This window comes from Candidatus Vallotiella sp. (ex Adelges kitamiensis) (genome assembly GCF_020342435.1).
In the GTDB taxonomy this organism is placed as follows: domain Bacteria; phylum Pseudomonadota; class Gammaproteobacteria; order Burkholderiales; family Burkholderiaceae; genus Mycetohabitans.
Genome location: NZ_CP080504.1, coordinates 132024 through 145242 on the forward strand (window position 1 = coordinate 132024; position 13219 = coordinate 145242).

The 13219-nt window shown below is 43.3% G+C and carries 6 protein-coding genes and 1 pseudogene; 3 read left to right on the plus strand and 4 right to left on the minus strand.

All coding sequences use genetic code 11. The features are described 5' to 3' along the window. Nucleotides 1–383: 383 nt before the first annotated feature. A pseudogene (locus K0T93_RS00615) lies at nucleotides 384–1454 on the plus strand (ribonucleotide-diphosphate reductase subunit beta); the annotation flags it as partial. A gap of 1028 nt (nucleotides 1455–2482) precedes the next feature. Here the strand turns inward: K0T93_RS00615 and K0T93_RS00620 are convergent. The 4 genes from K0T93_RS00620 to accB all read right to left on the minus strand — a co-directional run bounded on the left by K0T93_RS00620 (nucleotide 2483) and on the right by accB (nucleotide 7033). Beyond that, the gene (locus tag K0T93_RS00620) at nucleotides 2483–3421 is read right to left on the minus strand and encodes a carbohydrate kinase family protein (RefSeq protein ID WP_225721490.1); all 939 of its coding nucleotides are present in this window, start codon (nucleotides 3419–3421) and stop codon (nucleotides 2483–2485) included. 862 nt (nucleotides 3422–4283) lie between these two features. Then, nucleotides 4284–5177, minus strand: coding sequence for a 50S ribosomal protein L11 methyltransferase (gene prmA / locus K0T93_RS00625; protein WP_225721491.1), 894 nt, complete (start codon nucleotides 5175–5177; stop codon nucleotides 4284–4286). 11 nt (nucleotides 5178–5188) lie between these two features. Next, nucleotides 5189–6550, minus strand: a complete 1362-nt coding sequence (accC, locus tag K0T93_RS00630) for an acetyl-CoA carboxylase biotin carboxylase subunit (RefSeq protein ID WP_225721492.1) — start codon at nucleotides 6548–6550, stop codon at nucleotides 5189–5191. A 15-nt stretch (nucleotides 6551–6565) separates the two neighbouring features. After that, nucleotides 6566–7033, minus strand: coding sequence for an acetyl-CoA carboxylase biotin carboxyl carrier protein (accB, locus tag K0T93_RS00635; protein ID WP_225721493.1), 468 nt, complete (start codon nucleotides 7031–7033; stop codon nucleotides 6566–6568). A gap of 2363 nt (nucleotides 7034–9396) precedes the next feature. On the opposite strand from accB, the gene K0T93_RS00640 reads away from it, so the two are divergent. Both K0T93_RS00640 and pyrF read left to right on the plus strand, forming a co-directional pair. Then, nucleotides 9397–11391, plus strand: a complete 1995-nt coding sequence (locus tag K0T93_RS00640; protein WP_225721494.1) for a ribonuclease catalytic domain-containing protein — start codon at nucleotides 9397–9399, stop codon at nucleotides 11389–11391. Nucleotides 11392–12357: 966 nt separating this feature from the next. Further along, nucleotides 12358–13170 carry an orotidine-5'-phosphate decarboxylase gene (gene pyrF, locus K0T93_RS00645; protein WP_445082792.1) on the plus strand — a complete coding sequence of 271 codons (813 nt, stop codon included), beginning with the start codon at nucleotides 12358–12360 and terminating at the stop codon, nucleotides 13168–13170. Nucleotides 13171–13219: the final 49 nt, after the last annotated feature.

Below are 13219 nucleotides of genomic sequence, written 5' to 3' on the forward strand. Positions count from 1 at the left end.
ATAATATCCGATACGTGAAAGTTACGCATATAGAAAGTAGGCGAGCATTGGAATGCGAAAGGTGTACTTTTATAGATTAAGAGAAGAAACAATATGAAGGCCTTAAAGATTAAGTATTGTATGAAGGTCTTAATACAAGGTTAGGAGCGTTTTTATCAGTGCACTTTTATCTCTAGTGCAAAGTCGGTACAATCCGATCTAAATTAATAGTGAAACTTATGCCCAACTGGAACAATCAGATTGCTTCGGAAATTCCCACGAGTGTGACGCAATCTTCTGCACGAAAAACAATAACCGCTAGAACTATAGTACAGTCCACTGGGTACAAAGAGAAAGCTGCTAGTACGTCCTCTCTGATAACGCCAGATATTTTGGGAGGTAATATCGCTATCACTCCGGCCCAGAATCTGGACATATCATCTCCAGAGCCTAATGAAGCTCGTATAAATGTAACTGACAAGCGGATTATTAATGGCAAGACGGATGTAAATCAACTCGTTCCGTTCAAGTATAAATGGGCGTGGGAGAAGTATCTTGCTAGCTGCGCAAACCACTGGATGCCACAGGAAATCGATATGTCCCGAGATATTGCGCTCTGGAAGGATTCAAGCGGGTTAACTAACGATGAGCGCCGTATCGTTAAACGTAACTTAGGTTTTTTCGTCACGGCCGATTCACTTGCGGCTAACAATATAGTGCTTGGAACGTATCGTCATATTACTGCTCCTGAATGCCGACAGTTCCTGCTGCGACAGGCGTTTGAGGAGGCCATTCACACGCATGCATACCAATATATCGTTGAATCGCTTGGATTAGATGAAGGCGAGATCTTTAATGCGTACCGTGAGGTGCCGTCGATCCGTGCGAAGGACGAATTTCTGATTCCGTTTATCTATACGCTAACTGACCCATCGTTTAAGACTGGCACGCTTGTAGCAGATCAGCAGCTGCTAGAGTCATTAATCGTCTTCGCATGCCTAATGGAGGGGTTATTCTTCTATGTTGGGTTCACGCAAATATTAGGGTTGGGTAGACAGAATAAGATGACTGGTGCTGCCGAGCAGTACCAGTACATCCTACGCGATGAGTCGATGCACTGTAATTTTGGGATCGATCTAATTAATCAAATCAAGCTTGAAAATCCAAGTTTGTGGACTCAGACATTCTGCGAAAAGATTCGTGGATTATTCAAGAACGCAGTTAAACTTGAGTGCCAGTACGCAGAAGACACAATGCCGAATGGCGTGCTAGGATTAAACTCAGGGATGTCTAAAAGTTATCTTCGCTTTATCTGCAATCGGCGCTGTCAGCAGATCGGATTAGAACCATTGTTCCCGAGTGAGGAAAATCCGTTCCCTTGGATGAGTGAGATGATTGACCTGAAGAAAGAGCGCAACTTTTTTGAGACACGAGTGTTTGAGTATCAAACCGGAGGTGCTTTAAGTTGGGAATAATGTGTATTAGTATTTAGGATTAATAGGCTAAAGCAGTCAGCGCTCGATTACAAGAATAACACCCTATTACGGGAAATTATATTCCCAATAAATAGTAAATATTACCATATAAACTTTTCGGTAAAATAGGAAAATAATCCAAAATTTTGCTCCAAGAGTAGCGCACAAGATCGCTTGTATATCACTATTAGTGACGTGTCTTGTTTTAACATACAGGAGCTGCTGCTATATTAATCTTTATCACTTTTTGGCGTATACTCTATGTGAGATACAGTAAATACGATAAAATAATCCTCCCTACAGCTGCTATGTTTAAAGCATTGGCTAGATAATGCGGTGATAAAGATTCTAGTAGCGCTTATCTGAAGATAAAACAGAGGGTGGATAATATCCACCTCAAAAAAATAATGGTTGAAAAAGTTTAGACTCGGAAAGTTAATATGAAGTAGACCGTTCTAATAGAAAATGCCGATAAAGAAGTTTTGCTCTGTAGGAGTGATATTAGTTGTTTCAGATAACTAACGGTGAAGGCCTCATTGAATCCGACTGCGGCTTAGCTTCTCCTGACTGGAACTATTTAGAATATACCATCCAAAACAGACAAAATTTGTTACAGCACGCTAGCGCGCCCCCGGGTATATTTATCTAATGTATTACGAGTATAATCCAGCCTAAGGATAGTGATTAGGTTGTACCTGATTGGTGATTACGTATATGATCAAGGGCAGGCTGCAGTTTTCGAGCTGTGTCGTAATTTACAAGACTTTCTACTAGACCTACAATGCCAATAATGATGCAGCTTGGAATGCGAAGGCACAGTAGCTCCAATCGAAGCTTGCTCGCTGTAGTGTTATAGCAGTCAATAAAGAATCTAAAATTTGATAACGCACTACGGTATGCTTCCGGCAGTTTATATGTTTGAAGTCTACTCAGCTTTGACTTTGATGCATAAATAAATTATAAGAGAAGAGCTAAAAAAAGTTTTAGAATAAAACATCAGGCTATTCTATCAATAGTTTTCATATTCCTTAGGCTATGCGATAGTCGAATGCAGCCTCGAAACGGTCTATAATTTCCGTTCGATTTAATGTGTAGGTCTGTGGTCCCTGATATGCAATCTTGATTGAACCCATCAGGCTCGCTAAGCGTCCTGTAGTAGACCAATCTAGACCTTTCTCAATACCATAGAGAAGGCCACTTCGAAAAGCGTCACCACAACCAGTGGGCTCAACAATCCGCTCTGCAGGTACAACTGGAATAGTTTCGACACTATCGCAGTGATAAATTACCGCTCCCTGCGCACCGCGTGTGATAATCATTGCGTCAACGCGTTGGGCTATGTCAGTTATAGACCAACCCGTCTTTTTACTTAAAAGTTTTGCTTCAAAAGCATTAACTGAAACATAGGTCGCAAGTTCAATTATTTGGCATAACTGCGCACAATCTAGGATTGGTAACCCTTGGCTCGGATCAAACATAAACGGAATATTTGCTTGTGCGAATTGCTTCGCATGCTCGTACATACCTTGTGCACTATCGGGCGCGACAATACCAAGAGTGACATTTTGAGCGTCGCTAATATGATTGAGGTGACTCAATAGCATAGCTCCGGGATGAAATACGGTGATTTGATTGTTTTCTTGGTCAGTTGTTATCATGGCCTGTGCTGTGTGTGTATCAGGTAGAACGCGCACGCACTCACGGCGTATACTCAGCGAGTCGAGTCGATCTAGATAGTTCTGAGCGTCGATTGCGCCAACCGTTGCCATGATTAAAGGATCGCTACCCAGTAACTTTAGGCCGTATGCGATATTTCCAGCGCATCCGCCAAATTCACGGTGCATAGAGGGAACGAGAAAGCTGACATTAAGAATGTGGATTTGGTCTGGCAAAATATGCTCGCGAAAGTGTCCCTCGAACGTCATGATATTGTCGTACGCAAGCGAACCACAAATTAGCGTAGCCACAGTGGGGATTCCTTATGATAGATTCCAGTGTCGGATCGCCGACATACAGATGCATACTACCCTCCAAACACGAACGCTTGTTGTTGCATGGCCTCGATTTGAGGCGATATGAAAGTTTATTTCATATGCGGTAAGCGTCGCGTTGTAATCTGGCCCACCATTTCTGGGGTCGCTTATTATCGCCCTCATTAAGCATAATAATGGCGTACATATCCAGCCGCTCCAGGGAAGTTCCTTGCACACCGCGTTGTCTAGTGAATTTATAGGCTACGGTACGGAATAGTGGGAATCGTCGTTGCGAACAGGAAATGAGTCTTAATCGTTTTGTTGATCATGTACCTCATAGCGATATCACCGCTAGCCACCCAAGAATGCTTGGGATAGGCAGATACATCTCAAATAGTGCTATGGGTTGGTTTACTGTAGAAAGTTTGTTCTATCGCATAACAATGCTTTTGTAAGCAAGCAGTTTTTTGCTATTGCTGTCAAGTCATCTGCGCGATGAACAACGATTAAGATGAGTGAGGAAAGCTATAAGGAGTACCCGGGAGGTTGTTATCGATAGGATCCGTTCTTAGTGAACGCGCTCTCAACCTCTCAGAAGTTAGGCTACATGCTACTTGCATACCACCTCTAGTCGGTAACTAGAGCCTAACTCTCTGGAAAAAAACTATCTAAACATGGCTACGATATACTAAGCGCTAGTGTGATTGATTGAATAAATGTGACTGGGTCTAAACCAGAAAATAGTACCGGAGCAAAGTAGGAAAGACCGGTGGTTAGCGCTAGGTTAACAGATTACTTCTAAACTGGCAAACTACATACACCGGTTAATCTATAAGAATGCTAGCCATAATTTTAATTAATTTAGGCGCTGCCCGGCTAAGCAAACCCACCCGTCACGCTCGCGCCAAACGGTAAGCTCTATGTAGCCTGAATAGGCTGCTATGACTTTATTTGCTTGGTGTGTTAGCACCCCAGAAAGTGCAAGTCTTTTCCCTGGCTTTACCCTGAAGGTAAGCATTGGAGCCATTAGCTGAAGCGGATTAGACAATATATTAGCGATAACTATATCAAACTTATTTTCGGGGCACTCTTTAGGAAACCCATACATAACTTCGACGTGGTTGCGCTTACTATTGTACTGCGCTATCTCAATTGCCCTCCGGTCTATGTCGATGCCAACGACCGGAGAAGCACCGAACTTGCATGCGAGTATTGCCAAGATGCCAGAGCCACATCCATAGTCAAGCACGGAATCGCCGGCTCGTACATACTGCTCGATCCATTCCATGCATAAGCATGTAGTTGGATGGCTGCCAGTGCCAAAAGCAAACTCTGGATTAATTTCTAATATTATAGCGTCTTGCTCCGGCGCATCGTGCCATGATGGAATAACCCAGATTTTCTGTCCAATATGGATTGGATTGAACTGAGATTGCATAAGCCGAACCCAATCCTGATCGTGAACGTCACGGGTAGTAAAGACTGGCAGAGTAGATAGGCCGATCTTATTCGCGGCAGCCGCTAGTAAAATAGTAGGATCCTGTTTCAAGCTAAGCATCGCAATCACTCTTGATCGCATCCACGCAGTTTGATTTATAAATTCAGGCTCATCAAATAATGCTTCTTCGTGCCTCGCCTCTGTGTTAGCATTCTCGATACAGACTGATAAAACACCGAGCTCAAGTAATGCGTCTGATAAAAGCTCAGCGCTATGGCGATCAACCTCCATGATAACTTCGCGATAGCTCATATCTATTACCCTTATTTAGGATCGGCCTGATGCCTAGCAGCTAATTTAGCTTCTAGGTAATGTATACCAGTACCCCCCTGGATAAACTTAGCATCTAAAATCAACTCCCTATGCAACGGAATATTCGTCTGAATACCCTCGACGACTACTTCAGATAACGCAATACGCATCCGGTTGATCGCCTGTTCTCGAGTTGAGCCGTACGCAATAATTTTTCCGATCATAGAATCATAGTTAGGCGGCACACAATAGCCATGATATGCATGTGAGTCGACCCGAATGCCCGGGCCACCAGGCACGTGCCATGATGTGATTCGTCCCGGCGATGGCGTAAACTTAAATGGATCTTCCGCGTTGATCCGACATTCAATCGCATGACCTCGAAATACAATGTCGCGTGGGCGTATCGATAGTTTCTCACCTGCCGCGATACGGATTTGCTCCTGAATAATATCTACTCCTGTGATTAGCTCAGTTACTGGATGCTCAACCTGGATTCGAGTATTCATTTCAATAAAGTGAAATTCTTCATTTTCATATAAAAACTCGAACGTGCCCGCACCTAGATAACCCATTTTTTTACACGCTTCGATGCAGCGATCGCTAATCCGGTCGATTAATCTGCGCGCAATGTGAGGCGCCGGAGCCTCTTCGATTACTTTTTGATGGCGGCGCTGCATCGAGCAGTCTCGCTCCCCAAGCCATACTGCGCTTTTAAACGAGTCAGCCAGCACCTGGATCTCGATATGTCGAGGATTTTCCAGAAATTTTTCCATATAGACTTGAGGATTACCGAAAGCGCGCGCTGCTTCTTCGCGTGTCATATTGACCGCATTGATAAGTGCTGCTTCCGTATGCACAACTCTCATACCGCGCCCGCCGCCACCCCCGGCTGCTTTGATAATAACCGGATAACCAATCGTGCGAGCGATCTTAACAATTTCTTTCGGGTCGTCTGGTAAAGCGCCATCTGAACCCGGGACACATGGCACGCCTGCTTTAATCATCGTTTGTTTAGCACTAACCTTATCGCCCATTAGCCGAATAGTCTCCGGTCTCGGACCAATAAATGTAAATCCAGATTGCTCGACCCGCTCCGCAAAGTCAGCATTCTCGGATAGAAAACCATAGCCCGGATGAATTGCTTCAGCATCGGTTACTTCTGCTGCACTAATAAGCGCTGGCATATTAAGATAGCTTAAATTCGATGGTGCTGGCCCGATGCAGACTGCTTCGTCAGCAAGGCGTACGTATTTTGCTTCTTTATCAGCCTCTGAATAAATAACAACTGTTTTAACACTAAGTTCGCGGCATGCGCGTTGAATGCGTAATGCAATCTCGCCACGATTAGCAATGAGTATTTTTTCAAACATTATCAGAGCGATTTATTAGTCAATTATAAACAGCGGTTGGCCATATTCGACAGCCTGGCCGTTTTCAACAAGGATTTCCTTGACTATGCCTATCTTGTCAGATTCGATCTCATTAAGTAGCTTCATAGCTTCAATAATGCAGACTATTTGGCCCTCTTTAACTGAGTCACCTACTTGTACGAACGAATCGCTACCTGGAGACGGTGCACGGTAAAACGTGCCAACCATCGGTGATGTAACTAGATGACCCTGTGGAAAAGTAATAGTAGTTGAGTGTATATCAGATTTAACCGACGCAGCACTAGCTGGAATGCTGGAAGTCCCGATGACCTGTGTCGCAGAAGCGTATTGCGCCTGGGGCAGATAGATGGGTGCTGTGTTTTTAACAATCCGGACTCTGCTTTCGCCCTCGGTAACCTCGAGTTCCGAGATACCAGACTCAGATACCAGGTCGATCAAAGTTTTCAGTTTACGTAGATCCATTAGGGTCCCCAAATTTATATGGCGTTCGGACTATGCGCAAATAGCAAAAATGTTGTTTTTTGAGAAAAAGATGTCAATACGAGCAATCTAGATGCTCTAGCGTGAAGTCTAGCGTGTAAAAATCTTTATTAGCTAATTTCAAGGCTCACACTTTCCGATCTAATAAGTCTGAGACATACAACGCATAACGGAAAACTTCGCATTAATATACGTTTAAGAAGTGGTATTTTAGTTTTGCCGAGCGCGGCGTGGATCGTAATACTAGTGTGCTTAATAAAGGCTGCAGGGTTGATTAGTATAAAGCTACTCTTTTATCACTCGCCTAGTAGTGTCCTATAATAATTACGATTTCGTAATCGATCCAGAGGCAATTAAGAGCTGCCCCTGTAGGGTTATTTCTACACTAGTCCTATCTCAATCTGAGCGGATGTCGTACTACAACAATACAAGTGTGGCTCACGCATGCTGAGAAATTCAGATTAGGGTGTTCGCGAAGCAGATACAAAGACTTATAAGAGTTTGTTTTCTATGGAATTGCGAACACTTTATTGCTGATATAAAAAGTGGCAGACTTTTGGCCTGCTCACTCTTAAAAACCGATTTTTTAAAACATAGCGGATAAAATTCGGATAATCAGGCAATAAGTTGACCGTTATAGCGGATCTTTGCAAGATACTAATAAATTTTGGTTAACGCGTGCTATTAATAATTAGCACATAGCGTCTGAGCTTGGCATGCTGCACGCTCACCCGATTCTAAGTAGCTTACATTCTCATCTTATCTTTTTTTATAATGCACAGTAATCTACTGTTCCAGTTTTTGAATTGATAAACTTAGCCCTGCTCGCGCTGAAACTGACTACATAGATCGGATAGTGGACTATCTATTTTAACGATAATTGTAATATGATTTAATTTACTCGATTCTAATGCCGTTGAGCGCTGTTTCTATCTGTGTAATTGTTTTCATCTGGATAGTAATGGCATTCCTTTCTAGGATAGATGATAAACACGACACGCTGAGAAGTTCACCAAGGTAACCTGTTAAGACCTACTTTATCGGATCGGGTTATAAAATAATGAGTGAACTACTACCGCTGTCTTTTTAGTAGGCATCTGTTGCGTCTGTTTATATCGTATCGAGTACTAACCCGTCTCGATGCACACGTTTATATATGCTTACTACCCGCCGCTATGAAAGTTACGACATTACCCCATTTTTATTAAAGAAAAAATAAAGATTGACTGTTTGCTATCGCAGCTACAGGTATTAAATTTTAATGTATTTTACCGATCTTCGAGAAGCAAATAGTGCGTCCAAGATACGTTGTACTATATGTTAGGTGCTTAGTTAGCGTCTTGCTGCCTCTTGTAAATTTTTTCAAAAATCTACAGCCAGCTGCTAGCTGCATTTTGCTAAACACTGCGTTTTTATGAATGTTTCTGATGGAATATTCGATACATTGAAGCCAATGTTCATCTATAACTTCTAGAGAGAAGGTGGGAAATTCGCCGTTAAGAGCAAATATCTATTGCTGCTAGTTGATAATATAGTTCTGACAGAAGAGCATTTTACGGTGTATTCAAGTATAAACGCTCATCTCGCTTTCGTCTGCTTTTAGAAGAGTACAACCGGATGTCATTTAGAAAGTTTTTTAATATAGAACGTTACATAGGCATCGCGAAAGCTCTAATCTTTTCGATGTCCGAGTGGCATTCGAAAGCAATGAAATTCAGTTTGATACAGGCGTAGTTTTAAGTTTTAGTGAGTACTAATTTAGTGCTTGGCTGTGATGTGTCTTCGAATAAAGACTTGCTCCGGCTTGGAGATAATATACACGCTTGAGTATTTGAGTTCGGGCTGACTATATGCGAGATGATTAACTAAATCGAGTAATTTGCACATAGCTTTAATAGGCGCATATAGTGGATCACTGTATGTCGATTGCGCTAATTGACGACTAGATAAATTGAGTTTGCATTGCCTGTACCAGCCTAGAAACATCTTTATCTGATAATGTTGCTCAATCTATATTTGATAGCGTATTGTTATCTATAGGCATATCTAGGTAAACAGAAATAGGCATTGCGGCATAACGAAGGCAACTCGATCGTTTTTAAACTGCATCATTTCTGCAAGAGTAGTGCATTCTAAATCAATGCGATCAGCTCGACTCGTACGGTATTAATAAATTAGTACTTACTAAAAATTTAATTTCTATCGACTATCTAATCAGTAATTTTAGGATGCACTTGAATAACGTGCTTGTATTTGTGGTATCCGACTATTGGCCGCTAACCCATCGAGGCCTAGAGCTAGGCCCCATGGTAGCGCATGCAGATTTTTTGTTTTGAGAGTACTGAGTGAATGTTTTTTTTGAGGAATCTGGTGGTCTGAAGGTTGGCATGGTATTGAATCAGCAGGGTGACACCTTTCTAGTCGAGTTACCAACCGGCCGTCGCGCCAAGGCTCGTAGTAAGGACGTGCTTATTAGGTTTCATAGCCCGAGCGCCTCTGACCTAATGCAGCAGGCTGATGTAGCATCAAAAGAAATCGACCTAGATTTCTTGTGGGAAATCTCCCCGATAGACAAGTTCTGCTTTATTGACCTAGCCCATGAATATTTCGGTGGTGCACCAGATCCTGTGCAACAAAGCGCACTAGTACTTTGCATACACAGCGCACCGGTCTATTTCCGACGAAAAGGACGAGGACAGTACCAGCGTGCGCCCGAAGAGCAGTTGAAAATGGCGATAAAAGCACTTGAGCGTCGGCGACATCAGGCACTGATCCAGCATCAGTACGTAGATGAGCTTAAAGCTGGTAGATTACCTGCCGCTTTTAATGGGAAAGTGCTTAGTTTGCTCACGCGTGCAGATAAGAATTCTGTAGAATACAAGGTATTAGAAGCCGCCGCTCTCGCACTAGGTAAGTCAGCAGCACAGTTAATGCTGGACGTCGGCGGAATCTCATCGGCACGTGCATTTCATGAAGCGCGATTTTTATACGAGTACTTCCCACATGGTACTGATTTTCCTGAGTTGAATTCTGATCTATTGCTGGAGGGCCTAAGTGAAGCGATCGGTGTGCAGGCGTTTTCCATCGACGACGTGACTACTACCGAGATAGACGACGCTTTTTCAGTGCAACGTCTATCAAATGAACGCGCTAGAATTGGTATTCATATCGCGGCACCTGCGCTAGGGATAGAGAGCGGCGACGCTGTTGATATGATTGCGCGCTCTCGCCTGTCAACCGTCTACATGCCTGGAAATAAAATTACAATGTTGCCAGATAATTTTGTCGGCGTGTTTACATTAAAGGAAGGTGGATTTCGTCCAGTAGTGTCACTATACCTAATTATTGATACCTCTACACAGGACATCATAATGTCTGAGACAGTTGTCGAGCAAGTATATGTTCTTAGTAATCTTCGGCATAACGTGTTAGACGAAATTATTACTGAGCAGAGGCTTCAGTCAGGTACCGGGGACTATCCACATAAGAATGAGATCGCGGTGCTCTGGCCTTTCGCTAGGTCGCTTTACGAGCGACGTCAGCAAGCCCGTATCGGCTACGGTCTCAGGCGCGAGATGACAGGCAACCTTGACTACAACTTCTATATACATGATGAGCATGTTAGAATTACGCCTCGTCGGCGCGGTTCCCCGCTAGACCTAATCGTCTCGGAGCTTGCAATTTTAGCTAATAGCCGCTGGGGGGCGTTCCTGCATGAGCATGGCGTTCCAGGTATCTATCGTGCACAGCGTGCATTCGGCCCGCATCGAACAAGAATGCAGACTACACCAGCGCCACACGAAGGACTTGGCGTTGTGCAGTATGCGTGGAGTACATCACCGCTGCGCCGATATGTCGACTTAGTTAATCAGTGGCAACTATTAGCGTGTGTCCGACACGGTATCACAGCGAAGCTAGCTGCACCTTTCAAGCCAAAAGATGCAGAGCTATACGCCATAGTGCAGAATTTTAACGAGACTTATACAGCCTATTCAGACCATCAGAAGTGTATGGAACATTTCTGGTGCCTTCGCTGGTTAAAACAAGAACAGCGTAACCAGGTGACGGCCACTATTGTCAAGGACAATGTCGTACGACTTGAGGAAGTACCACTACTATTATACGTGCCAGGATTAGGCGTGCATGCGCGAGGAGTGCGTGTATTAATCGAGGTTATGTCGATAGATGAATTGCGTGTGGAGGCGTTATGCCGGTTCATCAAAGTTCTAGATGTTCCGCAAGTAACATCCGGTGCCGAGACACATAAAAATGCGGATGACAAGCTGGATATACATAGCGAAACGGACATAGAAGCTAGAGTAGGAATGATATATAAATAATAGGGGGAGACTCTTTCCGCGTCTACCTCCCTGGCGCGACTAAACCTGGTTGAGCACATCAAGTCACTGAAATTCATACATACTTGGTCTTGAAATATGCCCCTATCGAGATTCTTTCTCCTTGAACGCTGGTTTGCACTCTAGCAATAGTCAGGCAGGATGAGTACGCGTACTAGTGACCTGACCGAATTCTTTACACTAATAGCTTAGGAGGTAGCTCGAATATTAGACATTAACTCACTGCATCGCTTTTTTAAAGAAAGAGTCTATCTTCGACTCAGCTTCTGAATTCTTATGCAGTACTGTACACACATATGGCTTCTATAAATCTACTGTACTATCTTAATTAGTACTCAGAGCTACTCTTTTTAATCGATAGGGACTAAGCTTTTTAAGCAAGCACCCCCCACAAAAGAATTACGCAAAACTTTAAACGAGCTATCCTCGAATACACATTCCCCTAGAAATAATAGTTATGGTCTAATTTCTACTATCGACTTAATAACTACTTAGGGGTTAGCAATATTTTTCTGTCTGCGATTCTTAATAAACGCTATATTCATCAAAATCAAGAGTTCGCTATTTATTGACGCTTGAGTTATCTGCAGTTGAGTAAAGCAATAACGTTTATATATAGATAGTTATACTATACACCCCTCACGAGGAACTAAATTTACACGATATCTGTGTCAATATATTGATGCTAAAACAAGTGATAACAGACAAAAATAGAGCGTGTAGTCGGGCATAATGGATACTGTCCAGTTTAGTGGGGACCCGTGATTAGATTACGTTTTATTACTAGGAGTATTAGTTCGCTATAAAACTATTGCTGCGTAAAAAAAGAGAGAACGATGAGTACCGAACGCAGTAGTTCTAGAAATAAAAACTAGGCAAGAAGATCTCGGGGAACTTTCTATATAAATAAATCTTCTACATGCTCTCAACGCCTTTTAAGATCTAATCATGTCTTTTATTTCTCTCCTAGAGAATTCTTGGCGGCGTAAACAATCATTGCTATGCGTTGGGCTCGACCCTGAACCATCGCGCTTTCCACGACATCTAGCTGGTCGTAGTGATGCTATATTCACATTCTGCCGCGATATCGTCGACGCTACTGCGCCCTATGCTAGCTCATTTAAGCCACAAATCGCCTATTTTTCCGCATATAGAGCGGAAGAGCAACTTGAAGCACTGATCGATCACGTTCATTTGTCTCATCCAGGGATACCAGTAGTGCTCGATGCTAAGCGTGGCGATATCGGTAGTACTGCCGAGCAGTATGCACGCGAAGTATTTGAGCGCTATCGTGCGGATGCAGTAACGGTTAATCCCTATCTAGGGTTCGACTCAATTCAACCGTATCTCGCTTATCAGGATAAGGGTGTGATTGTGCTATGCCGGACGTCGAATCAGGGTGGTTCGGATTTGCAATTTCTTAGTATTAAAGGGCGACCACTCTATCAGCATATCGCGGTGCTTGCTGCCGAGAAATGGAATACTAGCGGGCAGCTCGGGCTCGTGGTGGGTGCGACTTTCGCAGATGAAATTTATGCCGTACGTCGGCTAGTCACTACAATGCCATTCCTGATCCCAGGAATTGGCGTGCAAGGCGGTGATATTAAGAAAACAGTTCATGCAGGTCGTACAGTCAATGGTACCGGTATGATCATTAATTCATCTCGCGCGATTCTATATGCAAGTAGTGGTGAAGATTTTGCATTTTCGGCGGCCGACTCTGCACGTGATACACGCGACGCTATCAACGCTTACCGCTAACTAGGCTGACAACTTGCCCAGTATTCTTGTGATGAGATAATTAGATGCT

What these genes read in the sequence shown, in the direction of transcription:
- prmA (WP_225721491.1), bottom strand. Translation starts at nt 5,177, where the DNA reads ATGAGCTATCGCGAAGTTATCATGGAGGTTGATCGCCATAGCGCTGAG.
- accC (WP_225721492.1), bottom strand. Translation starts at nt 6,550, where the DNA reads ATGTTTGAAAAAATACTCATTGCTAATCGTGGCGAGATTGCATTACGC.
- accB (WP_225721493.1), bottom strand. Translation starts at nt 7,033, where the DNA reads ATGGATCTACGTAAACTGAAAACTTTGATCGACCTGGTATCTGAGTCT.
- pyrF (WP_445082792.1), top strand. Translation starts at nt 12,358, where the DNA reads ATGTCTTTTATTTCTCTCCTAGAGAATTCTTGGCGGCGTAAACAATCA.